The organism is Bradyrhizobium sp. S69, assembly GCF_009766005.1.
Taxonomy (GTDB): domain Bacteria; phylum Pseudomonadota; class Alphaproteobacteria; order Rhizobiales; family Xanthobacteraceae; genus Bradyrhizobium.
The window spans coordinates 1-23,021 of sequence record NZ_LMUK01000029.1 but is presented as its reverse complement, the minus strand read 5'-3'; the positions used below and the strand labels follow the sequence as shown (position 1 = coordinate 23,021).

General features: G+C 62.9%; 21 protein-coding genes and 1 tRNA gene. 9 read left to right on the top strand and 13 right to left on the bottom strand.

Going from position 1 to position 23,021, the window contains the following annotated elements:
• Positions 1-9: 9 nt before the first annotated feature.
• Together GSQ88_RS12170 and GSQ88_RS12165 are read right to left on the bottom strand one after the other, a co-directional pair.
• Positions 10-1,218 (bottom strand): amino acid ABC transporter permease, encoded by a 1,209-nt coding sequence (locus GSQ88_RS12170; RefSeq protein WP_159007997.1) that lies wholly within the window; start codon positions 1,216-1,218, stop codon positions 10-12.
• A gap of 28 nt (positions 1,219-1,246) precedes the next feature.
• A complete protein-coding gene (locus GSQ88_RS12165; protein WP_159007996.1) occupies positions 1,247-2,263 on the bottom strand; it encodes an amino acid ABC transporter substrate-binding protein in 1,017 nt (338 codons plus the stop codon).
• A 383-nt stretch (positions 2,264-2,646) separates the two neighbouring features.
• Here GSQ88_RS12165 and GSQ88_RS12160 point away from each other — a divergent pair, with 383 nt between their 5' ends.
• A complete protein-coding gene (locus GSQ88_RS12160; protein WP_210253792.1) occupies positions 2,647-2,817 on the top strand; it encodes a class I SAM-dependent methyltransferase in 171 nt (56 codons plus the stop codon).
• 16 nt (positions 2,818-2,833) lie between these two features.
• Here GSQ88_RS12160 and GSQ88_RS12155 read toward each other — a convergent pair whose 3' ends face one another.
• From GSQ88_RS12155 to GSQ88_RS12130, 6 genes are all read right to left on the bottom strand, one after another.
• Positions 2,834-3,172: a lipid-A-disaccharide synthase N-terminal domain-containing protein gene (locus GSQ88_RS12155; RefSeq protein ID WP_159008061.1), complete on the bottom strand. Its 339-nt coding sequence runs from the start codon at positions 3,170-3,172 to the stop codon at positions 2,834-2,836.
• On the bottom strand, positions 3,172-3,915 hold the full coding sequence (locus GSQ88_RS12150; RefSeq protein ID WP_159007995.1) for a glycosyltransferase family 2 protein: 744 nt from the start codon (positions 3,913-3,915) through the stop codon (positions 3,172-3,174). The genes GSQ88_RS12155 and GSQ88_RS12150 overlap by 1 nt, the downstream gene beginning before the upstream one ends.
• 186 nt (positions 3,916-4,101) lie before the next feature.
• Positions 4,102-4,896, bottom strand: coding sequence for a phosphatase PAP2 family protein (locus GSQ88_RS12145; protein ID WP_159007994.1), 795 nt, complete (start codon positions 4,894-4,896; stop codon positions 4,102-4,104).
• A gap of 1 nt (position 4,897) precedes the next feature.
• Positions 4,898-6,640: an ArnT family glycosyltransferase gene (locus tag GSQ88_RS12140; RefSeq protein ID WP_159007993.1), complete on the bottom strand. Its 1,743-nt coding sequence runs from the start codon at positions 6,638-6,640 to the stop codon at positions 4,898-4,900.
• Positions 6,641-6,690: 50 nt separating this feature from the next.
• Positions 6,691-8,814, bottom strand: coding sequence for a penicillin-binding protein 1C (pbpC, locus tag GSQ88_RS12135; RefSeq protein WP_159007992.1), 2,124 nt, complete (start codon positions 8,812-8,814; stop codon positions 6,691-6,693).
• Complete coding sequence (locus GSQ88_RS12130) at positions 8,811-14,015, bottom strand: alpha-2-macroglobulin family protein (protein WP_159007991.1); 5,205 nt, start codon at positions 14,013-14,015, stop codon at positions 8,811-8,813. The genes pbpC and GSQ88_RS12130 overlap by 4 nt, the downstream gene beginning before the upstream one ends.
• A gap of 393 nt (positions 14,016-14,408) precedes the next feature.
• Between GSQ88_RS12130 and GSQ88_RS12125 the strand changes: the two genes are divergently transcribed.
• A tRNA-Arg gene (locus GSQ88_RS12125) sits at positions 14,409-14,485 on the top strand.
• Between the two features lie 71 nt (positions 14,486-14,556).
• On the top strand, positions 14,557-15,219 hold the full coding sequence (locus GSQ88_RS12120) for a hypothetical protein (RefSeq protein WP_210253791.1): 663 nt from the start codon (positions 14,557-14,559) through the stop codon (positions 15,217-15,219).
• Between the two features lie 71 nt (positions 15,220-15,290).
• Here GSQ88_RS12120 and GSQ88_RS12115 read toward each other — a convergent pair whose 3' ends face one another.
• Entirely contained in the window at positions 15,291-15,542 is a 252-nt protein-coding gene (locus tag GSQ88_RS12115; RefSeq protein ID WP_159007989.1) for a hypothetical protein, read from the bottom strand.
• A gap of 263 nt (positions 15,543-15,805) precedes the next feature.
• Here GSQ88_RS12115 and GSQ88_RS12110 point away from each other — a divergent pair, with 263 nt between their 5' ends.
• The gene (locus tag GSQ88_RS12110) at positions 15,806-16,138 is read left to right on the top strand and encodes a hypothetical protein (RefSeq protein ID WP_159007988.1); all 333 of its coding nucleotides are present in this window, start codon (positions 15,806-15,808) and stop codon (positions 16,136-16,138) included.
• A gap of 74 nt (positions 16,139-16,212) precedes the next feature.
• Here the strand turns inward: GSQ88_RS12110 and GSQ88_RS12105 are convergent, their stop codons facing one another.
• On the bottom strand, positions 16,213-16,377 hold the full coding sequence (locus GSQ88_RS12105) for a Flp family type IVb pilin (protein WP_159007987.1): 165 nt from the start codon (positions 16,375-16,377) through the stop codon (positions 16,213-16,215).
• 425 nt (positions 16,378-16,802) lie between these two features.
• On the opposite strand from GSQ88_RS12105, the gene GSQ88_RS12100 reads away from it, so the two are divergent.
• Complete coding sequence (locus GSQ88_RS12100; protein WP_159007986.1) at positions 16,803-17,045, top strand: PilZ domain-containing protein; 243 nt, start codon at positions 16,803-16,805, stop codon at positions 17,043-17,045.
• A 47-nt stretch (positions 17,046-17,092) separates the two neighbouring features.
• Here GSQ88_RS12100 and GSQ88_RS35960 read toward each other — a convergent pair whose 3' ends face one another.
• Both GSQ88_RS35960 and GSQ88_RS12095 read right to left on the bottom strand, forming a co-directional pair.
• Positions 17,093-17,215, bottom strand: coding sequence for a hypothetical protein (locus tag GSQ88_RS35960; protein WP_283810677.1), 123 nt, complete (start codon positions 17,213-17,215; stop codon positions 17,093-17,095).
• A 455-nt stretch (positions 17,216-17,670) separates the two neighbouring features.
• Positions 17,671-18,519 carry an LssY C-terminal domain-containing protein gene (locus GSQ88_RS12095; protein WP_159007985.1) on the bottom strand — a complete coding sequence of 283 codons (849 nt, stop codon included), beginning with the start codon at positions 18,517-18,519 and terminating at the stop codon, positions 17,671-17,673.
• 366 nt (positions 18,520-18,885) lie between these two features.
• Here GSQ88_RS12095 and GSQ88_RS12090 point away from each other — a divergent pair, with 366 nt between their 5' ends.
• Entirely contained in the window at positions 18,886-19,233 is a 348-nt protein-coding gene (locus GSQ88_RS12090; RefSeq protein WP_159007984.1) for a DUF6481 family protein, read from the top strand.
• A gap of 122 nt (positions 19,234-19,355) precedes the next feature.
• Here GSQ88_RS12090 and GSQ88_RS12085 read toward each other — a convergent pair whose 3' ends face one another.
• Positions 19,356-19,619, bottom strand: a complete 264-nt coding sequence (locus tag GSQ88_RS12085) for a pentapeptide MXKDX repeat protein (RefSeq protein WP_159007983.1) — start codon at positions 19,617-19,619, stop codon at positions 19,356-19,358.
• A 321-nt stretch (positions 19,620-19,940) separates the two neighbouring features.
• On the opposite strand from GSQ88_RS12085, the gene GSQ88_RS12080 reads away from it, so the two are divergent.
• Genes GSQ88_RS12080 through GSQ88_RS12070 form a run of 3 tightly spaced genes read left to right on the top strand, consistent with a single transcriptional unit; the run spans position 19,941 to position 22,869 of the window.
• Positions 19,941-20,963, top strand: a complete 1,023-nt coding sequence (locus tag GSQ88_RS12080) for a TRAP transporter substrate-binding protein (protein WP_159007982.1) — start codon at positions 19,941-19,943, stop codon at positions 20,961-20,963.
• Complete coding sequence (locus GSQ88_RS12075) at positions 20,960-21,514, top strand: TRAP transporter small permease (RefSeq protein WP_174247991.1); 555 nt, start codon at positions 20,960-20,962, stop codon at positions 21,512-21,514. The genes GSQ88_RS12080 and GSQ88_RS12075 overlap by 4 nt, the downstream gene beginning before the upstream one ends.
• On the top strand, positions 21,511-22,869 hold the full coding sequence (locus GSQ88_RS12070; RefSeq protein WP_159007981.1) for a TRAP transporter large permease: 1,359 nt from the start codon (positions 21,511-21,513) through the stop codon (positions 22,867-22,869). The genes GSQ88_RS12075 and GSQ88_RS12070 overlap by 4 nt, the downstream gene beginning before the upstream one ends.
• Positions 22,870-23,021: the final 152 nt, after the last annotated feature.

Sequence of the window (23,021 nt, the reverse complement as noted above, 5' to 3'; positions counted from 1 at the left end):
TGTTGCCAATCACGTGTTTCCGAGGCTCCGGCCCAAGCGCCAGCCGTAGAAGCTCATGATCGCGCTGGTCACCAGCGAAATCAGGAGATAGACGCCCATCGTGATCGCGATGATCTCGATCGCCTGCCCGGTCTGGCTCAACGTGGTTCCGGCGAACACCGAAACCAGATCGGGATAACCGATCGCCACCGCCAGCGACGAGTTCTTGGTCAGGTTGAGATATTGGTTGGTGAGCGGCGGCAGGATCACGCGCAGCGCCTGCGGCACCACGATCAGCCGCAAGGTCGAGCCGCGCGACAAACCCAGCGAGGCGCCGGCTTCCATCTGCCCCTTGTGCACCGACTGGATGCCGGCACGCACGATCTCGGCGATGAAGGCGGCGGTATAGAGCGACAACGCCAGCAACAGCGCCACGAATTCCGGAATCACCCGTGAGCCGCCGGCAAAGTTGAACCCCTTGAGTTGGGGTATCTCGAACATCACCGGCGCGCCAAACACCAGCGACGTCACGAGCGGCAGTCCGATCAGCAAACCGAGCACGATGGGCCAGATGCGCATTAATCTACCGTGCTCGAACAATTGACGGCGCGCGTAGCTTCGCAACAGCAGGGCTGCAACCACCGCCACCAGCAATGCGATCGCAAACGGCTCGAGGCCTGGTTCGGCGACCGGTCTCGGAATCACCAGGCCGCGGTTGGAGAGAAAGAAGCTGCCGAACAGTGCTATGCCCTGTCGCGGGTTAGGTAATGCCGCAAGCACCGCGAGATACCAGAACAGGATCTGGAACAGCAGCGGCAAATTGCGGATCAGTTCGACATAGCCGCCGGAGATGCGCGCCAGCAGCCAGTTCGGCGACAACCGGCCCAACGCCACGATAAAGCCGATCGCGGTGGCAAAGAAGATGCCGATCACCGCCACCAATAGCGTGTTGAGCAGGCCGACGAAAAACACCCGGGTGTAGGTGTCGGATCCGGAATACGGGATCAGGTTCTGGCTGACGTCAAAGCCGGCTGTATTGCCCAAAAATCCGAAACCGGACGTGATGCGCTGCGCCTGTAGATTGGCGCGCGCGTTGACCACGATCTCGTAGCCAATCCAGATTAGAACGGCGACGAACAAGAGCTGGAAGGCAAATCCTCCCCAGCCCGCCCGGCCGCCGAGCGCGCGCCGCAATTTGGCGGCGAACTGCGGCGGCGGAGGTCTGGACTCGGTGCTCATCGCAGAAAGCGCCAACCGCTGATCGGGATCAGCGGATCGGCGGCGCGTATTGAATTCCGCCCTTGTTCCAGAGCTGATTGAGCCCGCGCGCAATTCCAAGTTTCGAGCCGGCGCCGACGTTACGGTCGAAGGCTTCGCCGTAATTACCGACCGCCTTCACGATCCGCGCCACCCAATCCTTGGTAACGCCGAGCTGTTCGCCGAGATTGCCGTCGGTGCCGAACACCCGCTTGAGCTCGGGCTTGTCGGATTTCGCCATGTCATCCACGTTCTTCTGGGTAATGCCAAGTTCTTCCGCATCGACCATCGCGAACAACACCCACTTCACCAGATCGAACCATTGATCGTCGCCATGGCGCACCATCGGGCCGAGTGGCTCTTTCGAGATGACTTCCGGCAGCACGGCGTGGTCGGCGGGATTTGCCAGCTTCAGCCGCTCGGCATAGAGCTGCGAGACGTCGGAGGTGAAGACGTCGCAACGCCCGGACTCATAGGCCTTTACGGTTTCATCGGCGCTGGCGAACGCGATCACCTCATACTTCATGCTGTTGCTCTTGAAGTAGTCGGCGAGATTTTGCTCGGTGGTGGTGCCGGTCTGCACGCAGACCGAGGCGCTGTTCAGTTCGAGCGCGGAATTGACCTTGAGCGATTTTTTGACGAGGAACCCCTGTCCGTCATAATAGGTTACGCCGGTAAAGTTCGCGCCGAGCGTGGTGTCGCGAGAAAGCGTCCAGGTGGTATTGCGCGACAGCACATCGATCTCGCCGGACTGTAGCGCCGTGAAGCGGTCCTTGGCCGACAGCGGCACGAATTTGACCTTGCTGGGATCGTTGAAAATCGCGGCGGCAACCGCGCGGCAGATGTCGACGTCGAACCCGGTCCAGTTACCCTTGTCGTCGGGCGACGAAAAGCCCGGCAGCCCCTGGCTGACGCCGCAGGATACCATGCCACGGTCGGTGACCGTCTTGAGCGTCTGGGCGTGCGCGGCCGGCGTTGCAAGACCGGCGGCAAAAGCTACGGTGAGAACCAGGGATGCGCGTTTCATGGCAAGGCCTTTCAAGGGTCGTCTGGGAACATTCGCTTAGCATCGCATGCGCCGATGGGCCAACCTGGTAAATCCATTGCCGCGGGCGCCAATCCGATCAGGCAGTTTGGCGGGCGGTCTAATCAAACGATGGATCTGGGTCGCGGCAGGCCCCTCAACGTGCGGCGACGGAATAACTCGCGCGCATCACAGAACGACTGGCGAGCCGGGTCAAGGGGTTGACGACCGACTTCCCTCCCCGTTGTTAACGAACCCTGCCCGCCCCATCTGCTGGCGGGAGTTCAACTTGCGTCACGGCTGCGGCAAAATGTCCTTGACTTGACGCAGGATCGCACCACTTCGCTGGAAAAGGACAACCATGGCCGATCAACCAATCCGCTTCGATGATGGCGCCGCCGCTTCCGGATACCCGCTTCGATGCCGCGATCATGGCGCTGGTGATCTTTTTCGTGCCGGACCCGGCCAAGGGCATCGCCGAGATGGTGCGCGTGGTGGCGCCCGGCGGCACGGTCGCGGCCTATGCCTGGGACATCATGGGCGGCGGCTTTCCGTAATAGACGGGCCGGAAGATCAGCGATCGAGCGTCTGCGTCTGCTTGCCGCGATTTTTGACGATCAGCATGATGTTGCGCAGGTAGATCACGGTCGCCATCGCCTGGCCGAGGATGATCACCGGCTCGCGCTTGGCTATTCCGTAGATCAGCGTCATGAATCCGCCGCCCATCGAAAAGAACCAGAACGCCATCGGGACCACGCTTTGCCCGGCGCGTTCGCTCGATATCCACTGCACCAGAAAGCGTGCGGTGAACAGCAATTGCGCCACCAGCCCGAACGCGAGCCAGAAATCGAACTTGGCGACGAACACCTCGTACAGATAATCGCCGAGCGCCTGGCCATATTGAATGAACATCATTGAACCTCGGTCGCGACGGGTGTCGGTTTCTTGCGGCGGATCAGCCACCACACGCCCGCGAGGTCCATGATTCCGATCCACACCCGGTCGAAGAAACCATAGTTCGAGACGCCGGAATGGCGGGGACGATCGATAACGTCGACATACGCGATCGCGTATCCCTCGCGGCGCACCAGCGCCGGCAGAAAGCGATGCAGCCCGTCGAAATAAGGCATTGCCAGAAACACCTCGCGCGGGAACGCCTTGAGGCCGCAGCCGGTGTCGCGGGTGCCGTCGCGCAGAATGGCGTTACGCACGCCGTTGGCGATGCGCGACTGAAGCTTCTTGAAGCCGGTGTCCTTGCGTCCGACCCTTTGGCCGGCGGCAAGACCGACACGGCTGCTGGCGTTCTCGATCGCCGCGATCAGATCCGGCAGGAACGCCGGATTGTTCTGTCCGTCACCGTCGAGCGTCGCCACGATGGCGCCGCGCGCCGCGCGCACGCCGCTGCGCACCGCCGCCGACTGCCCCGCCGAGGCCGCATGAGCGATCTGACGCACATTGTCGCGCTGCTTCATGATGGCATCAAGCCTCTCGGCCGTGGCATCGGTCGAGCCGTCGTTGACATAGATGATCTCATAGACCCAGCGGCCGTCGAGCGCCGCGGTGATTTCCGCGATCAGCGGCGCCACATTCTCGGCCTCGTTACGCACGGGCACAACGATCGAAACGGCCAATGCGGCGGGGTCAGAAGACGGCAAATTCAACACTCGGCTGGAGTTCGAGGCATGCAGGTTGGCCCGGAGCCAAGATCTTGAAACCAGGACCTTGAAACAAGGCCTCGGCCGAAGACCTTAAAAAACCAAGACCTGGGCCGGGGCTTGCGGCGCCCGCTTTTATGAGGCTGGCGCTCAACGGGCAACCCCTTTGACGGGACCCAAACCGGGTCAATTCGACGGCGTTATGGCCCCGTCCTGGCCGATGACAAACCCGAGCCGGCGCGCGGCAAACCAGTAGCGCACCAACATCGCGCCGACCACCCCGATCACGGCACCTGCGGTGACATCGCTCGGATGATGCGCCAGCAGCACCAGCCGGCTGGCGATGATCAGCAACGCGTATAAGATCATCGCGACCGACGCCCGCGGCCACAGCGCCGAAACCGCGAAAGCAAGCGCGGCGGCGGTGATGGCGTGCGCCGACGGGAAGCTGGCATAGGCTTGAGTTCCCGCAAAATGTGAGAAGTTGAAGGCATTGGCTTCGCCGCCGACAAACGGCCGGCCGCGTCCGACGACCCATTTGATCAACTCTCCGGCGAGGATCGGCACCAGCACGGCCAGGAATATAAACTGCAGTTCTGTGCCAAACCGGAGCAGCCGTAATCGCGAAGCTCCCTGCAAGCTGGGTGCGACCAGCACAACCACCAACAGCAGTCCCGCCACCGACCACAGCACATTGGCCGCCTTGCCAAAGTCGGTCAGGATACGAACCGGCCAAAGCTCGGGCGCGCCGCGCGGCGGCATCAGGCCGATCTCGGTGGCGTCAAAGCCAAACGTCAAGGCGACGACGGCGACCGCACCAAGCGCAATCAATAGCAACGTTTGATACCGCAGTTTTCGCGCGGCCTCGGCGGATTGCGGATGCGAGACCGGGCGCAGCAATTGCGCTGATGACGACAGCGTCAACGTGGCGAGACGCACAAAATAGTTCGCGGGCTCGCCGCCTGTGGCCGGGGTGGGCATGTTACTCGGTGCCTTCGGAGCGGAAGATCGCGATCGAAATCGCCTTGCCCTGCGAAATATTATAGCCCTCGATCCGCGTGGCGACGTCGTAACGCAAGCCGATCGCTTCGGCGCGTTGAGCAAACGCACGCTCCGAGCGCGCTTCGACCAGCGCAAACCGGCAACTGCCCTGGCCCAGGAAATCCGCAGCACCAGAGCCGTCGGTGAGTAGCGTCGAGGTTCCCGTCATGAAGACGAGACTTGGCTCGTGAAACCCGGCCGCGGCGGCCTTCGGTCCGACGCAGACCACGTTGCGCAGCGCGCGCGCAATCTCGGCGCTCGGAAACAATGGCGTCAGCGCCGGCATCACCACGCCGTAGATCGCCATGGCGAGAAACATCGCCGCGACCACTGCATTCAACAGCGAGCGTTCGGCGCGGTTGTCGTCGTAGAGCCACCACGCGAATAGCCCGAAGATCAGCGCCGCCGCCACGAACGGCCACGCCAGAAACACCGGCTGGCGCGTTACCGTCACCGCGCCGATCACGGCCACGACCGACATGATCGCGGGGATGGCGAACCACCAGGCCGCGCCGCGCCGCAACCAGGATCGCGACAGCACCCGCCGCTCCAGCGCGCCGACGGTAAGGATCGCGATCGCCGGATAGAGCGGCAGCACGTAATGCGGCAGCTTGGTCAGCACCGCCTCGAATACGATCCAGGACGGGATCAGCCATGCCAGCAGGAATTGCGCGGCAGGCTCGCGCCGCGCCCGCCACACCGCCGGCGCTGCCATGGCCGCCAGCGGCGCACCCGGCCAGAACGTGATCAAGAACAGCAACAGATAGACACCGGGCGGCGCGCCGTGCGATTCCTGCGCCGACAGCTTGCTCAGCATGTCGCCGCCGATCGAATCCGCAAAGAACGCATCGCCGGCGCGCCAGAAGATCGCGACGAACCACGGCAGCACCAGTACCAGCATCCACGTCAGGCCCCAGACCGGACGCAGCCGCCAGATCCAGTTCGCGGAGCGGTCGAGGATCGCAAGCGTGACGATGGTCAGCCCGACGAACATCAGGATCAAGGGCCCCTTGAGCAGGATGCCGCCGGCCAGCGCGGTCCAGAAGATCGCGGGCCACGCCCACGGCGGATGCGCGGGATCCTCGCCGCGCTGCCAGGACAGATATACCCGCGCCAGCGCGCCCATCGCCGCCACCACCGTGAGCAACAGCATCGCATCGGTCTTGGCGAGCCGCGCTTCGACGCCCAACAAGACCGAACTGCACATCATCAGCGCGGCCAGCACCGCGCCGCGCCGTGTCACGAAGGCGAGTGCGGTCCAGTAGGTCAGCAGCACCGCGCCGATCGCGCCGATCAGCGAGGGTATCCGATAGAGCCAGATCCGCAGTTGCGCGCGGGGCAGCCCGAGCGCGGAGGCGGTCTCAACCGCCGCCGATTGCAGCCAGTAAATGCCGACCGGCTTCTTGTAACGGACGTCATCCTGGAACCGGATATCGACGAAATCGGAGGTCTCGACCATTTGCTTGGTCGCCTGCGCGAACCTGGCTTCGTCGCGGTCGATCGGCGGGATGTTGAAAAATCCCGGCAGGAACAACAGCAGCCCGCAGAGCAAAAGGAAGGCGCCGGCGCGGAGATGGCTGGCGGTGACAAAATCGATCATCGCGATCAGCCGGCTACCGGGATTTACCCGATTCTTCGGCTCACGCGGCTCTCCAAATCGGGGACGGGCAAAGGTCTCGGCCATTGGTTCCGCATACGCCGAAACCACCATCGCGACAACCGCTTGGCGACCCCCTATTGAATTCTCACCACAACTGTGTCCGCGGCGCCCGTGGCGTCGATGACGGTTAATCTGACGAAGCCCGGCCCGGGCGGATCGACCAGCCGCTGGCGGCGGCTGTCGATCTCGCCCGCCGCCACGCCATTGACCATCATCGTCATCGGCAGCACGCCGCCGGCGACCTTGACCGGCATCGCGGAAAATGACCCGCCATCGGAGCCACCGGCATCGATCCGCGAGCCGTTCAGGGGGTACTGGATGTGGGGCGCCTGCTCGCTGCCGGTCCGCACCAGTTCCCCAAGCGGACGGAACCGGCGCAGCGGCAATGGCAGCGCGGCGTTACTGGCGATCAGCACGCCCTTTGGCGGCCTCTGTAGCGGCATCGGCAGTTTGCCGGTACGGGCAAAGGCATCGAACAGGATCGGCGCCGCCGCAACACGGCCGACCAGGCCTGGAACCGGCGCCCCGTCGGGACGCCCGACCCAGACCCCGATCGTCATGCGGCCGTCGAAGCCGACCGACCAGGCATCGCGATAGCCGTAACTGGTGCCGGTTTTGAACGCGATGCGGTTATGCGGGGCATTTTCCGGCGGCGGCGTTCCCATCAGCACGTTGCCGACCTGCCAGGCCGCGACCTGGTCCATCAGCCGCAACGGATCGCGCGGCCCGTCATTTTCATTCATGATCTCGCGCAGCGGCCGCGTGGTGCCGAGCCGCGCGATCCCCGCATAAAGCTGCACCAGATCCTGCAACGTGACGCCGACGCCGCCGAGGCCCATCGCCAATCCCGGCACCTCGTCTTTCGGTAGCACCAGATTGCCGCCGGCCTGCTTCAGCCGCGACGACAGCCGGCTGGCGCCGACCCGATCCAATAGCGCAATCGCGGGCACGTTCAGCGAGAGTTGCAGCGCCTTGCGCACCGGCACGGTGCCCTGGAAGGTCATGTCGAAATCCTGCGGCGCGTAGTCGCCGAACCGGATCGGCCGGTCGTCGATCAGGCTTTCCGGATGGACAAAACCGTCTTCGAAGGCGAGACCATAGATGAACGGCTTCAAGGTAGATCCCGGCGAGCGCACGGCGCGGGTCATGTCGACCTGCCCTGCCCGCTGCTCATCGAAATAATCCGGCGAGCCGACCCGAGCCAGCACGTCGCCGCTCTCGTTGTCGACCGCGAGGATGCCGACCGAGATCTTCGGACCCAGCGCGATCGCGCGGTCGCGCGCCAAGGCCTCAAGCGCCTTCTGCAAGCTGCCATCCAGCGTCAGCGAAATCACCGGAATATCCTTGAAACCGGCAACGGCGCGATCGGCGGAATGCGGCGCCAGGATCGGTATCGCCTTGCGCATGCGCGGCACCGCTACGGCTTTCGCCGCGGCGGCGTCGTCGTTCGAGATTTGACCGTCCTCGACCATGCGGTCGAGCACCCGGTCGCGCGCGGCCCGCGCTTCTTCCGGGTGGCGATCGAGGCGGCGGTTTTCCGGTGACTGCGGCAATGCCACCAGCAAGGCCGCTTCCGCCAGCGATAGCCGCTTCGGCTCCTTGCCGAAATAGGCGATCGAGGCCGCACGAATGCCCTCGAGATTGCCGCCATAGGGTGCCAGCGCCAAATAGAGGTTGAGGATCTGGTCTTTTGTCAGTTGCCGCTCGATTTCGACGGCGCGGACCATCTGGCGCAATTTCGCATGGACCGAGCGCTCGCGCCGCGGCTCCATCAGCCGCGCCAGTTGCATCGTGATGGTCGAGCCGCCCGACACGATGCGGCCTCGGCTGCCCAGTTGCAGCGCGGCGCGGCTCAGCGCCAGCGGATCGATGCCGTGGTGGGAGTAGAAGCGTTTGTCCTCATAGGCGAACAGCAGCTTGAGGTAGCCCGGATCGACATTGGCCCTGGCATCGACCGGCAATCGCCAGCGGCCGTCCGCCATCGCATAGGCGCGCAGCAATTTGCCGTGGCGATCGACCACCGTCGCGGAGACCTGCCGGGCCTGCTCAAACGGCAATGGCCCCAGTGAGGCGACCCACGCCGCGAAGACACCGACCGAAATCAAGCAAGCCGCGGCCAGCGCGACGGCCGCCCGCTTGATCCGGTGCCAGCGGCGTTGGCGTGGCGCCGCCGGCGCGATGGTCTCCGTTGCGCTCATTTCGCCGGACGCACCTCGACGGTTCCGGTGCCGGTTCGGCCGTAGCGCGAGGGATTGTACATGTCCTCGACATAGGCCTGCGGCAACACGTATTTGCCCGGCGACACCGCGCGCACCACGTAGGCGACGGTGAATACCGATTTGTCGTTGGCGGCACGATCGATCGCGGCGGTAAAGCGGTCGTCGCGGAACTCGGTGTTTTGCGGCTCCTCACCGTCCTCGATCCAGTCCAGCGTCCCGGTGTCGCCGGACGAGACCAGATGCGGATTGTCGATTTCGAGGCCGGCGGGGAGATAATCCGACACCATGATGTGGCCGAACTCCGGCTTCGGTTCGGTGATCTTCAGCACCACGGCAAACCGATCGTTCTGCTTGGCTTTGGACACGTCGGCCGGCTTGCCGTCGAGCGTGAAATAATTGCGCTCGATCTTGAAGCCGTTGGAGGCAGCCGGCTCCGGCGTGACCGGCGCGCCGCTCACCGAAACCACCGCCTGCACCGACGCATCGCCGGTATTGGTGATCTTGACCGGCTTGCCCGCCATCTCGGCTGCCTTGTAGCTGCGATAGACCGCGGTCTTGATCGGCGATCCATCGATATCGAGCGCCAGCGTTTCCTTCGCCAGCGCTCGCGACGCCAGCACCAGCCAGGCATTTTCCTGGGTCGAGGTGTAAGGCGTCAGGCCGCGCGCGACTTCGACGCGTTCGACGGCCTGGGTCAATGTCGCCCGCGGCGCATTGCCTTCACTGGCCAACGACACCAGCGCCGCCGCATCGCGCAGCGCCGAGCCATAATCGACCCGGCCGAACTCCAGGGTTGGCTTGGGGTTCAGGCTATCGAGCGCCGCGGCATAGACCCGCTCGGCCCTGGCTTTGTCGCCGACCAGCGCCAACGCCGCCGCCAATTGCGATTTGGCGATCGAAGTGGCCAGATTGTTCAGCTTGGTGTCGGCGAGGTAGCGCAAATCGCCGATCGGGGCCGTGCCATTGCGGGCCAGCACATAGAGGCCGTAAGCGAGGTTGCGGCCACCGTCCTTTTCCGGCTCGTCGGCGTTGACGACCGAATTGCGCACACGATCCAGCGCGTTCTTGAACAACACGTCGGGCACGTTAAATCCCTTCTCGCGGGCGCGGGTCAGGAAGTCCGTGACATAGGCATCGAGCCAGGCGTCGTCGCCGCCGGCCGACCATAGTCCGAACGAACCGTTCGAGCCTTGTCGTGCCAGCAGCCGATCGATCGCATCCTTGATGCGCTGATCGACTTCGGTATCCATCGCCAGATGCGCGCCGGCGGCGAGGTCGTTGACGTACAGCAGCGGCATTGCGCGGCTGGTGATCTGCTCCGAGCAACCGTACGGGTAACGATCGAGCGCCTTGAGGATGGTCGCGGCATCGAGCGCGGTCGAGAGGCTGACCGACAACGACACGCTTCCGGTACCCTGCACCAGGTCCGAGAACATGTCCGACGTCAGCGTCAGGCTCTCGCCTTTTGCCAGGGTCCGGATCGAGCGTCGCGCCAGAATTTGCGTCGCCGCCTTGACGTCGAGCGCGTAATGCCGCGCCAGGGCCAGCCCGTTCGGCCCTTTGATGTCGACATCGAGCGCGGCCGTTCCGGTGCCGCCGGCATCGAGCGCCAGCGCCATCGAGCTGCGCTGCTTGGCCGCGAGCTTTACCGTCGTGGTCGGATTGCCGCTGACCTTGATGGGTCCGGACGCCTTCACGTCGATGCTGTAATCGCCGGGCGCGCCTTCGACATTGTCGAGGTCAAAGCTCATGGTGCCGTGGTCGCCATTGAGCAAAAAGCGCGGCAAGGTCGCCGTCAGCACCACGGGATCGCGTACCGTGACATCGGTCGTGGCGCGGCCGAGCTTGCTGGCGGTCCACGCCACCGCCATCACCCGCGCGGTGCCGGCGAATTCCGGAATCTCGAAACTGATCTCGGCGGTGCCGTCGGCGGCGACCGTGACGATCCCCGAATACAGCGCCAGCGGCTTTTGCGTCGGCGGGCTGCCCTGCAACTCGGCGCCGGCGGAATCGCCGCCGGTCTTGATCCGGCCGCTTGTGCCCTGCATGCCGTCGATCAATTGCCCGTAGATGTCGCGAATTTCCGACGTCATGCGGCGCTGGCCGAGATAATAATCGTCCGGCGCCGGCGGCTTGTAATTGGTCAGATTGAGAATGCCGACATCGACCGCGGCGACGACGATCTTGGCGTCTTCGCCGGGACTCAATCCACCAAGCTTCACCGGCAGCTTCAGCGTGGTGCCCGGCCGTACCAAAGCCGGCGGCGAAAGATTGACCTGCAGCGTGCGGCTGTTCTTGTCGATGCCGAACCATTTCAGGCCGATGGCGCGGCCCGGCATCCGCTGGGCCGCCGCATCGAGCGGACGGCGCAATGTCGCCACCACATAGGCGCCGGTGCCCCAGTCCTTGCCGACGGGAATCTTGACCTGCGCGGTGCCTTCCTTGATGTCGGTGGTCTGCGTGGTCAGCAACCGGTCGCCCAGCACATTGATGGTCAGCTTGCCGGCGGTGCGGGCATTGACCGACACCGTCATGGTGTCGCCGGATTGATAGTCCGGTTTGTCGATCGAGGTTTCCAACAGGTCCGGCGTGTCGGCCGAGCCATCGGAATACCAGCCGACATCGAACTGCACCGACGTCAGCGGCCCATCGGCCTCATTCGATTTGACGTCGAGGCGATAGCGGCCGGGCTGCGGCGACAGCATGACCCGTGACGGCTTGTCGGCGGCAACCGTCAGATCGCCGTCGGCAACCCGCGTGGTCGATTTGACCGGCTCATAGTTCCACGACGCGTTCTGCCGGTACCATTGATAGCGGGATTCCATCTTCAGCAGTTCGTAGCGCAGGCCGTCCCTTGCCAACGGCTTGCCGTCGGGAGCGACGAACACGACGTCGAAACCGGCCTTGTCGCCCTCAGCGACGTTCTTGTCGCCGAACAACGGTTTGACGCCGATCATCGCGGCGGTCGGCGCCACCGGCAGCACCAGTTTTCGCTCGACCGCACGGCCGCCGGCTTCCGCCATGCGGATGAAGATCTGGGCCTCCTGCGGCCGCGTCGAGGTCGGCGCCTTGGCAAGGCTGACCGGGAACGTGGCGACGCCGTTGGCGTCCGCCTCGGGCAGATTCTCGATCGGCGTGCGCTCGTTGCTGGCGGTCTCCTCGTCGTCGACGCCGAACTGGTAGCCGGCATAACCGGGCCGTTCCGCCGCCTGCGCGACCAGCATGTCGCCCTCGAGCTGCAAGCCCGACGCCGGCGCGCCGTACAGAAAACGGCCGTCGACCTTAAGTTCTACAGGAGCATCAACTTTGATCGCTTTATCTTTGGCAGATAAGTCAAATTCGATACGCTCGGGGATGTAATCCTCGACCATGAAGGTGGTTTCGCCCACCGAAGACGCCTTGGGATCGGTGAATGCCCGCACCCGCCAGGTGCCGGCCGGAACCGCCGAGTTCAGCGGCAGCGCCAGGCTGCGCCCGCCGGCGCCTTGATCGGGCAGCACGGCGCGGCGGAACTCAACGCCGTCGGGGCGTTCGATCACCAATGTCAGCGGCCCGCCGCTGACGGCATTGCCCTGACCGTCGCGCAGCAGCGCGGTCAGATACACCGTCTCGTTGGAGCGGTAGACGCCGCGCTCGGCATCGACGAACGCATCGGCGCCCGCCGGCACCGTCCTGCCGGAAACGCCACGGTCCGACAGGTCGAAGGCGTCTGTTTTCAGGCTGAGGAAGGCGTAGTCGGCTTTCTCGCTGGTCACGGTCAGCATCGCCGGCGACAGGCCGCCCTCGCCGCGCGCGAGCCCCGCCTCGAACAGCACGTGGCCCGATTCGTCGGTCTTGCGTGTCGCGAGAATTTCGTTGTTGCGCGCCACCAGCCGCACCTCGGCCCGGGCGACCGCATCGGTCGATGCCAGCGAATTGACGAAGACATGGATGCCGTCATTGCCCGAGAACGCGCTCAGCCCGAGATCGGAAACGATGAACCATTGCGTCGCCAACTGGCCGTCATCGTCGGTACTCGGGCCCTTGGCCTTGGCGGTCATCACATAGACGCCGGGCTGCAGGTCGCCGAGCGCCTGATCGACCGGAAACGCCGTGGTGACGTCCTGATTGAGCGTCGGCGCGGTCGCAAGCTCGCCGGTCCAGACTTTTACCCCGCGCTCGTCGCCAAGGTCGGACAATTGATAACTGGATATCTGCTGCTGGAAGTCGCTGCCGATCACCGTGTTGATCAGGTTGCGGTCGCCGATCCGGAACACATTCACGGTCACGGCCGGGGTATTGACGCTGACCACGGGAATGCCGCGCTGGCCGGTGCGCGGCAGCACATAGGCCCGCCCGGTGAAACGCACGAACGGCTTGCGGTCGCGCACATAGATGTTGAATTCGGCCGATTTCGGCAGGGTTTCCTTGACCGTGGACGGCAGCCCGGCGCGCAGATTGATGTTGTAGCGCTCGCCGTGCTTGAGGCCGTCGACGCAGAGCTGCTTGCCTTCCGACGACAGCGCCGGCTTGTCGCTGCCGGCAAGCGCCAGGAACGGGGCAAAATCGGTACGCTTGGCCAGATCCTCGGAAAACTGGAAACAGGCCCGCGGCGAGGCGGCATCCGAATCAACGGTGTAATCCAGCAGCCGGAAGCCGTGCTCGTCGCGTAACTTCTCGTATTGGCCGCGCACCTCGGCGACTTCGCGCTGGTCAAGCGAGAGCCGCAGGCTATCCAACGCCGGGCGCCACAGCTTGCGGTCGGCCATGGCCTGGCCGAGCACCGCGAGCGCATCGGCCTCCTCGCCCGCATTGCCGGCGCGCTGATAGGCGATGTAGGCCGCGGTCGAGGCCCGTTCCAGCAGGAACGTCCCCTCGCTGGGATTGGAGGGTTTGATCTGGAAAATGGTGCGGGCGAGTTTGAGCCAATTCGCGCTGTCGTCCGGCGTGGTGGCGGCGATTTGCCCGAGAATTTGCAGGCCGGTGCGGAAATCGGCACGTTTGAAGGCGGCATCGGCATCGGATCGCAGGCTCGCGCCCGACTTGGCGACCGGTCCCGCCTCGCTCTTGATCTGGGCTTCCAGCTTGATCGCGGAATCCGCGAGGTCGTCGCGTTTGAAGGACTTGTCCGCCGCCTGGGCCGTGACCAGGCCGAACGCCAGCGTGACGCAAACGATCGCGGCGCGAACCAAACCGGTCATGATGAAGCTCCCTGACGCGGACTGACGCCGCGTATCAAACAGAAATGCGCGAAAAGGTGACGGACTCATGGCCATGGAACAAAGGCGCGAAAAGGTCGCATGCGGCATGGCCGAGGCAATTCTCCGCTGAGACACGTCTCCGCTTGCACCGTTGTCGCAAGCTTTTGCGTGGACGACCGACCAAACGCAACGGTCCGCCGCCCTGCTTGGTCGACGGCACCACGAAAATGGTTCGGAGCGGGCCTGAAAATGGTCAAGACAGGCTTGAAACGGCCAAGAGAAGGCTTGGAAATGCTCAAGAACAGACTTGAAGTGCTCAAGAACAGACTTGGCGGCGTTGCGGATTTTTCATATTGGCAGTGCTATGAAGGCCGCGCGATCGGGTCGCCGGATGGTCCCATAGCTCAACTGGATAGAGTAACGGATTTCTACTCCGTGGGTTGCAGGTTCGAATCCTGCTGGGATCGCCACTTCATTTTCCGCTCCTAGTGATTTCAATAGCTTGATCGTCGGTTGGCTCACCGGGCTGGAAGGTCAGCCAATGCCTGTTCCGGAAATGAGCGTGGCCGTGATATTGTCCGCTCCCCGTCCGGCCCCGGCGGGGCACCCTATCGCCTCTCTCAAGCGATCAAGAATGTCGAAACGAAACCCCACCGAACAGGATCTTGCAGCATTTTCCAATCTCGAAATCACAGAAACTGGCTATTCGTTCGACGGCCCGAGTGGGCGGGTCAGATTTGAGAACGTCGTGCCGGGTGAAGAGGTTTTTCGCAGCGAAATGCTCGGCGTTCTGAACATCTCGCTGGCCTGGCGCAACATACACCGGTCAGGGCAAAGCCCGATGACGGTTCCGATCAACGCCAGCCTTCGAAATAATATCTCCCAGTTGGAATACGATCATGACGTCGTGAAGGCGATGACCCTGCAGCGCCGAGACGAGCCGGTGCTGATGCTTATCACGTTCAACGGCCTGAACACCATTGATGGGGCTCATCGACTGAAGCGGCGGATAAGAGACAAACTACCCAGTGTGCAGGCGTTCATCCTGCCGCCGACCGTGCTGCGCGAAATTCAGGTCAGGATGTTCGAGCAACAAGATGGGGTTTGGCAGCAAGTTTCTGGCCTCAGCGACGAGTCGCTCGCCGAGCACATCAGGCAAGCCAAGCTCGTGGAAGCGATGATTTTTCGGGGGCCCGGGCGATGACCAGCAGCGTCGAGACCGTCGATGTCATCACGACCTCTCTGGCAGGCTCGTTTGCGCCGGCTTCCACAAAGCTATCTCCGCCGGCTCATGATCACACCGACCAAGAACGCTGCTGCCAAAGCCTGCAGCGGGGCCTCGCGCGTCCAGCGGCTAACGGTGTCCAGCGGCATGCCGGGTTCTCGAACCGCCTCAATCGCCTCGTTGACCCGTTGGCTGGCCGATCGGAAGGCCTGCGCGGCCTGATCAGCGACTGATCTGATCGGTTCGCCCGGCGCACGAGGACGCGAGTCCATCGCGTTTAATCGATCGAGCAACTCGCCCATGTCGAAATCCTTCCCAAGGTCACCGAGCTAACCGAAGGCGCCAGCAAACGTTCCAACGACATGGGCGGCCGTCGCCATTCGCGCATCAGGGGCTGTCTGCTGGGATCGCCAGTATTCGTGCCTGCCCTGCTTTTTTCGCCAGCGAAACGGAACGCGGCTGCGGCCTGGGTGGTTAGCTTGCGCGGTGAGGCACAAGTAGCATCTGTAGGCATCGCCGTCCGCTGGGCGCTCCGCCCACCGCCAAGCCCGCCGGAGGCGTCGTCATGCATCCTGTCATCCTAGGAATTGGCCTCAGCACTCAGCTTGTCGTCCAGGTTTCGGGCCAGATTCCGAACTTCAATTTGGAGAAGGCCTGCAAAGTCCTCAGCGAGAAGACAGATCAGGGCTACCATGATTGCTTGAATGACGAGAAGTCGGCCCGGCAACAATTGGCAACGATCTGGTCTTCGTATTCCTCATCGATCCGAGCGCAATGCACCCGCGATACCGTGACCCTCGGAATGAACAGCGCCCTGGACCTGCTCACCTGTCTGCAGATGAAGGACGATGCAGGCAGCCATTCCAAGCGGGCGGCTGGAACGAAACCACCGAATTGATCGCGGCGAATCAAACCCAACGAAAAAGGGCCCCGTCACGAATCGGGGCCCTCGCAATCAACGCAGCGCTACGATTATTTAAGTGCGGTACTTACTGCTGCGTACTTGCCATTGACCGTCGTACCAAGGCTGCTGACGGCGGTAACAATGGCCAGAGCGATACCGGCGGCGATCAGGGCGTATTCGATCGCGGTGGCCGCCGATTCGTTCTTCAAAAATTGCAAAAATAAAAGTCGCACCCGTTACCTCCTGGTTTCAACACCCTGAGGCTTCTCCGCAGGGTTTCCCGCATCCAATTTGCCGATCGAAAGCTAACATTGCGCGAAGATCGCCAATTAATTTCTCACCCTCCGCATTTTGCGTGCGGCGCTGAGCCGGCACGGCCTGTGGTTGATACCACACGCCGGCGCTCATCACGGGGGTTTGAAGCCTCCGCTGTGGATCAACTTTCTAAGGACACATTGCGCGCCGACATCCGGACACCAATTCGTTCCCCGAAGGGAAATCAGGATGCATGTCGCGTTTGCAGTCGCCGCGGGGATCGCGGCTATCTATCTGGGTATCCGCTTCAGCCTGGCGCGGCTGTTTCCGAAAGATAGCGCTTAAGCGGCGCCGGCCCGTTTGTAAGGTCCGTGTAAGCGCGGGGGTTTAGTGGTGCGCTGCCATGGAGGAAGATCGAATTGCGCCCCGTCAACGCGTGCTAAAGGCCGGAACCATCGAGTTCGGCGGCAGCAAGGTGGATTGTCTAATTCGCAATGTTTCTGCGACCGGCGCTGCCCTGGAGGTCAATAGCCCTCTGTGGTTTCCGGACGTCTTTGTGCTGGGCATGACATCCGATGGCAGCTCCAGGCGATGCCATATCGTCTGGCGCAACGGAAAGCGCATCGGGGTTAGCTTCGACGACTGAGGCCGACGGCTGATTCGGCAACCGATCTGGCCGGCCGCAGCCGGATATCAGACAGCCCGCTTCATCAGAACCGATTTCGGCAGTTGGGCAAAATGGGCGTCGTAATGCGCGATCGTCAACATCGCGCCGCAGATGAAGATCGTGAATGCGATAACCGATGCTTTGAACATGGCGGCTTCCCTTCATCCCTTTAGATATGTCGGGCCGATGGCAGCACCAGTTCAAATTACCGGAATTTAACCCGTGATTAACCTCTCATTCGGTCCGCGGTGGCAGCGCTGAGCTATCAGGCAAAAAACCACCACAATCCTGCATAGAAAATTGCCGGACCTTTGATGGAAAGGATAGTCAAATGCGGGTGCTTATTGCGATCGTACTTGGTGCGAGTGTCGTTCTGGCGGGACGGTCGTTTGCCAAGACGCCAAATGTACCACAAGCCGTTGACGAACCATCTTCGTCGTCAGCCTGCCACGCCTACGAGCAGGGCCCGGATGGATCGTGGAGGCAAATGCCGTGTCAGGAACAGGGCTTGAAGCCTCAGGCCGCCCCAACGGTCTCGACGCGAGAGATGGGCAAGCCGACGGACGACGGCAAGGCAACCCGGTAAGCAGAGCCGCCATCGGTTTTACTTCTTTGTCTCGCCTGCGAGATCACGGGCGCTGGGCGCAATATCCTGGTCGATCGCGTTACCGAGGCCATGCCAGATCTGGTCCTTCAAGGCGATCAGTGGTGGTGGCGGCAATGTCGACGGCGGCGTCGTTCGCTTGACGCCACCGACCACCAGACTGCCGACATCGATTTCTCCGTCCGTGTGATAGGGATCGCCGCCGCCATTGCGACCGAACAAGGTCGGTCCTATTCCGGAAATCTTGAACCGTGCGTCGATCATCCCGGCCTCGGTCAAATCGCGCATCAACAGGTCGCGCTCGGCGTCGATGTCCGGACCGATGTGATGGGTGACCTGTCCGGTATAGTGGCTGAAGCCGACGCCGCGGTCGTACGTCACCGCGCCGAGCCAGACCGGACGGCCGTCGGTGCCCTTTTCAAGCGCCAGCCAGAAACGGACATGGTGACGCCGGTCGGCGCTCTTGCCGTCAGGTTTTTCGAAAGCGAATTGCTCTTTTTTGCCTTCAAAATACAGCGGGCTGACCGGCGCCTCCTGGTAAGGCCGATCCAGCACCACGCTGCCGATGATCGCGATGCTGGTGCGAAATGTCACGGGGTCGGCCGGAAACCACCCTGCCGCCTCCAGCGCGCGGAAGACATCTTCCTGGCCGCCAACCAACCCGACATTGAGCGCATCGCCCGGGATGCCGGTGCCGGTGCGCGTCACCATAGGCCGCGACGCGAGGCCCGGCTCCCGCTCGTGATGGCGCCACACTGCCGGAAGCACGACGTAGGCGAGCATGAGATAGGCGATCACCACGGTTGCGAGAACGAGCAGCCCGCGACGGCGGTTTGGCAATAATTTCATTCAAATCGCTCTCGACCCGTGATCAAGGCAGGTTGGTAATCAGACGCCACGCAACCGGAAATCGTTCATTTGATCTGCCTAAGCGACGATACATACTAGGGTTTTCAACGCCGCCATACCGCCCGCGCAGACCAGGCGCCATCGCGGCCTTGTCGGCGACAAACGTGACCAGATTACCGCAACCGGCCGATATCGGCCGCAGCGTCAGTTTTCGCGCGACATGGCGCCGGTTAGCGGATATTTGATGGCGCCTCGGCGCGAGCGGCGGTACAAGCCGCTACCGATGATGCAGGCGCCTTTGTATTGTGCTGGCGCGACTTCAAGCGACCGTTTCACAACAAACCATGAAAGCGACAAGGCCTATCTATGAGTGGATTCAAGGAACCTAACTTCGCGGACCGTCAGAAGGCAGCTCAGGAAGCGAGGAAAGCCATCCTGAACAAGTTCCGCGCCCAGCCCGGCCCGGATGATCCCGCGGTGAAGCAGCGGCAGGCGGAGCGCGAGGCGCAAGCCGCGCTGCGGGCCAAGGTCCGAGAAACGCGCGAGGCCGAGAAGGCCGAACAAAAACGCCGCGAGGAAGAGGCCGCAGCAGAAGCCGCCGCCCTGCTCGCGCGCGAAAAGGAAGAGGCTGCCGCCCGCGAGCTGGCGCTCGAGGTCGAGCGCAAAGCCGCACGCGACGCGCGTTACGCCGCCCGCAAGAAGCGTAAGAAATAACCCGCGATATCGCGCGGTGTTATGCTCGGGCAATCTCTTGCCCGGCAAGATGTTGCTCGAAATAGCACAGGCTCGCCCCGATCGAAGCGAGCCTGCACGGAAGATTGAGGAAGACGCGCCGCTTACTTCTTCATCTCGTCTTTCTTCATCTCGTCTTTCTTCATTCCGTCGTCCTTCTTCATGCCATCGTCCTTTTTCATGGCATCCTTCGACATCGTGTCTTTCTTCATGCTGTCCTTGGACATGGTGTCGTTCGACATCGTGTCCTTTTTCATCATGCTATCGTTGCCCATCTTGTCCTGGGCGAAGGCAGCGGGGGAGAGCGCGAGGCCGAGCGAGAGTGCGGCGGCTGAAACGCCGAGCGCGATGCGGGTGCGGATGGTCATTGGTCAGTGATCCCTTTGAAATCGTTTTGAACACGACTGATGTCGATCCAATCACGACGGTTCCGCGCCATCGTTTGTTACGGAATGTCCCAAATAATTCTGTCGGCAACCGGCTTGTGACGCGCTCTCCGGGGTTTGATGGTATATGTTGACCGTCTCCCTTCCTCGCCCCGCTGCACGTGTGCGCCGCAACAATGCCGGTGCATCGCGCACCGCCTCGAACTATCAGACTAGAGAAAATCCAGACGAACCCCGCTACAGATGGCCGCCAAGCCCGCTCGATGAACGATCCAAACAAGAACGCCTCCTGGGAGGAGAACCATGCTTACACGCCGTCACGTCCTCGTATCAGCGGTTGCAGCCCCCGCCATCCTTCGTTTCGGGACCGGCACGGCGCACGCGGCCACCACGCTGAAAATATCGCATCAGTTCCCCGGCGGCACGATCGACAAGGGCGATTTCCGCGACCGGCTGTGCCGGACGTTTGCCGCTGAAGTGACCAAGCGCAGCGGCGGCGAGATCGCGTCCGAGATTTATCCGAACTCCTCGCTGATCAAGACCAACGCGCAATTCTCGGCGATGCGCAAAGGTGCGCTCGACATCAGCCTCTACCCGATGCCGTATGCGGGTGGCGAGTTGCCGGAGACCAATATCGGCCTGATGCCCGGCCTGGTCGCGACCTATGATCAGGGCATGCGCTGGAAGAAAGAGCCGATCGGCAAGGCGCTGACGGATTTCCTCGCCGACAAGGGCATCATCCTGCTGACCTGGGTCTGGCAGGCCGGCGGCGTCGCCAGCCGCTCCAGGCCGATCGTCGCCCCCGAAGATGCCAAGGGCCTCAAGGTTCGCGGCGGCTCGCGCGAAATGGATATGGTGCTGCAGGCGGCGGGCGCGGCCGTGCTGTCGGTGCCGTCGAACGAAATCTACTCGGCGATGCAAACCGGTGCCTGCGACGCCGGCATCACCTCCTCCACCAGCCTGATCTCGTTCCGGCTCGAGGAAGTCGCAAAATCGCTGACGTCGGGCGCCGGCGCCTCCTACTGGTTCATGCTGGAGCCCTTGATGATGTCGAAGTCGATCTTCGACGGTCTGCCGAAGAACCAGCAGGACATCATCCTGGCCGTCGGCACCGAACTGGAGGCGTTCGGCCGCAAGGGCGCGCAGGACGACGACGTCGAAGTCGCCAAGGTCTATGAGAAGGCCGGTGGCAAGGTAAGCGCGCTCGATATCGCGACCGTCGGCAAATGGCGCGACATCGCCCGCGACACCGCGTGGAAGGACTATGCCGCGAAAACCCCGACCGCGGCGAGTTTCCTCAAGCTCGCCAGCGATGTTGCCGCGTGATGCATGGTCCGCTTCCGGATCAGGCCGACATCTCGACCGCAGCGCCCGGCAATCCGCTGGTCGCGGCGGCCGGGCGCTGGCTGGCGTTCGTCAACAACATCATCGTCGTGCTGTCGGCGCTGGCGCTGATCGCCGCCTGCGCGATCCTCTGCGATAGCGTGTTGGGCCGGGCTCTGTTTCAAATCCCGAACTACTGGCAGGATGAAGCCGCCGTGTTCCTTTTGGTCGGGGCGACCTTCATGTCGTCGGCCTATGTGCAATCCCAGCGCGGCCATATCGGCATCGAGGCCTTCGTCGGCTTGATGTCGCCGGTGGTCAACCGTGTCAGGCTGTGGCTCGTCGATGTCGCGAGCCTGTTGTTTTGCGCGTTCTTTGCCTGGAAATCATGGACGCTGACCCATGAAGCCTGGGCCGACGGTCAGGTGTCGAATTCGATGTGGTCGCCGCCGCTGTCGATCCCCTACGGCCTGATGGCGGTCGGCATGACGCTGTTGTGCGTTCAGATATTGCTTCAGATCATCGTTCCCCTGACCGGTACGGCACGCCGATGACGGTTCTGGGAATTGGCATCAGTTACGGTCTTGCCACGCTGTTTGCGATGTTTTCGGGAATGCCGATCGCGTTCGCGCTCGGCGCGGTCGCGGTGGTGTTCATGGGCATCTACATGCCCGCGGCCTCGCTCGATACCGTCACGCAGAACGTTTACGAGGAAATGGCCTCGATCACGCTATTGGCGATCCCGCTGTTCATCCTGAAGGGCGCAGCGATCGGCAGGTCTCGCGCCGGACAGGATCTCTACACGGCGCTGCATGCCTGGCTGCACCGCGTGCCCGGCGGGCTCGGCGTCGCCAATGTGTTTGCCTGCGCATTGTTCGCGGCAATGGCTGGGTCGTCGCCCGCCACCTGCTCGGCGATCGGTTCGGCCGGCATTCCGGAAATGCGCAAGCGTGGTTATTCCGGCGGGTTTGCCGCCGGCATCATCGCCGCCGGCGGCACGCTCGGCATCCTGCTGCCGCCCTCGATCACCATGATCCTGTTCGCGGTCGCGGCGGAAAAATCGCTGGGCCGGCTGTTTCTCGCCGGCATCGGCCCCGCGCTGTTTCTGGTGATGCTGTTCGGCGCTTACGCGGTGTTCCGTTTCCGCAAGGAGTATGCCGCGGCCAGTGCGGTCTACGCGCAGACCGGCACGCCAGCGGCAATTCTCAAGCACGACGATTTCACGATGGCGGAGCGATTCAGTGTGCTCCCCCGCGTGCTCCCGTTCGTGATCCTGCTGACGGGCGTGATGATTGCGCTCTATGGCGGCTATGCGACGCCTTCGGAGACCGCGGGCCTGGGGGGCCTGATGGCGCTGGTGCTGATCGCCTTGATCTACGGCGTGTGGCGGCCGGCCGATCTGGCGCCGATCCTGAAATCGACGATCCGCGAATCCACCATGCTGATGATGATCATCGGCATGTCGCTGCTCTACTCCTACGTCATGAGCTATCTGCACATTTCCCAATCGGTGGCCGAATCGATTGTCGCGATGAACCTGCCGCGCTGGGAGCTGCTGGCGGCGATCCTCGTCATGGTGGTGATGCTGGGTTTTTTCCTGCCGCCGGTCTCGATCATCCTGATGACCGCGCCGATTGTCCTGCCGCCGCTGCGGGCGGCCCACTTCGACATCATCTGGTTTGGCGTGGTGATGACCATCGTGATGGAGATGGGGCTTATTCACCCGCCGGTCGGCCTCAATCTGTTCGTGATCCGCAACGTCGCGCCGGACATTTCGCTGAGCGAGGTGATCTGGGGCACGCTGCCCTTCGTGCTGTTGATGATGGCCGCCGTCGTGGTGCTGTGTTTCGTGCCGGAGATTTCGACCGCTTTGCCCGATCTGGTGATGGGGCCGGACGGGGGGAGATAGTACTCCTCGCAATGACGCTGATAGCGATGCTGCGCTAAAGCCGTCGTCCCGGCGAAGGCCGGGACCCATATGTGGACGGCCCCCGTGCCACAAGAGTTTTTTTCAGGGTCTGATCGGATCGCTTGCATCCATATGTCCGGCCTGTTGATGCG

Excerpts from the sequence above, each read along its gene's own strand:
- GSQ88_RS12170 (WP_159007997.1), bottom strand. The coding sequence starts at position 1,218 with ATGAGCACCGAGTCCAGACCTCCGCCGCCGCAGTTCGCCGCCAAATTG.
- GSQ88_RS12165 (WP_159007996.1), bottom strand. The coding sequence starts at position 2,263 with ATGAAACGCGCATCCCTGGTTCTCACCGTAGCTTTTGCCGCCGGTCTT.
- GSQ88_RS12160 (WP_210253792.1), top strand. The coding sequence starts at position 2,647 with ATGATGGCGCCGCCGCTTCCGGATACCCGCTTCGATGCCGCGATCATG.
- GSQ88_RS12155 (WP_159008061.1), bottom strand. The coding sequence starts at position 3,172 with ATGTTCATTCAATATGGCCAGGCGCTCGGCGATTATCTGTACGAGGTG.
- GSQ88_RS12145 (WP_159007994.1), bottom strand. The coding sequence starts at position 4,896 with ATGCCCACCCCGGCCACAGGCGGCGAGCCCGCGAACTATTTTGTGCGT.
- GSQ88_RS12140 (WP_159007993.1), bottom strand. The coding sequence starts at position 6,640 with ATGGCCGAGACCTTTGCCCGTCCCCGATTTGGAGAGCCGCGTGAGCCG.
- pbpC (WP_159007992.1), bottom strand. The coding sequence starts at position 8,814 with ATGAGCGCAACGGAGACCATCGCGCCGGCGGCGCCACGCCAACGCCGC.
- GSQ88_RS12130 (WP_159007991.1), bottom strand. The coding sequence starts at position 14,015 with ATGACCGGTTTGGTTCGCGCCGCGATCGTTTGCGTCACGCTGGCGTTC.
- GSQ88_RS12120 (WP_210253791.1), top strand. The coding sequence starts at position 14,557 with ATGCCTGTTCCGGAAATGAGCGTGGCCGTGATATTGTCCGCTCCCCGT.
- GSQ88_RS12115 (WP_159007989.1), bottom strand. The coding sequence starts at position 15,542 with ATGGGCGAGTTGCTCGATCGATTAAACGCGATGGACTCGCGTCCTCGT.
- GSQ88_RS12110 (WP_159007988.1), top strand. The coding sequence starts at position 15,806 with ATGCATCCTGTCATCCTAGGAATTGGCCTCAGCACTCAGCTTGTCGTC.
- GSQ88_RS12100 (WP_159007986.1), top strand. The coding sequence starts at position 16,803 with ATGGAGGAAGATCGAATTGCGCCCCGTCAACGCGTGCTAAAGGCCGGA.
- GSQ88_RS35960 (WP_283810677.1), bottom strand. The coding sequence starts at position 17,215 with ATGTTCAAAGCATCGGTTATCGCATTCACGATCTTCATCTGCGGCGCG.
- GSQ88_RS12095 (WP_159007985.1), bottom strand. The coding sequence starts at position 18,519 with ATGAAATTATTGCCAAACCGCCGTCGCGGGCTGCTCGTTCTCGCAACC.
- GSQ88_RS12090 (WP_159007984.1), top strand. The coding sequence starts at position 18,886 with ATGAGTGGATTCAAGGAACCTAACTTCGCGGACCGTCAGAAGGCAGCT.
- GSQ88_RS12085 (WP_159007983.1), bottom strand. The coding sequence starts at position 19,619 with ATGACCATCCGCACCCGCATCGCGCTCGGCGTTTCAGCCGCCGCACTC.
- GSQ88_RS12080 (WP_159007982.1), top strand. The coding sequence starts at position 19,941 with ATGCTTACACGCCGTCACGTCCTCGTATCAGCGGTTGCAGCCCCCGCC.
- GSQ88_RS12070 (WP_159007981.1), top strand. The coding sequence starts at position 21,511 with ATGACGGTTCTGGGAATTGGCATCAGTTACGGTCTTGCCACGCTGTTT.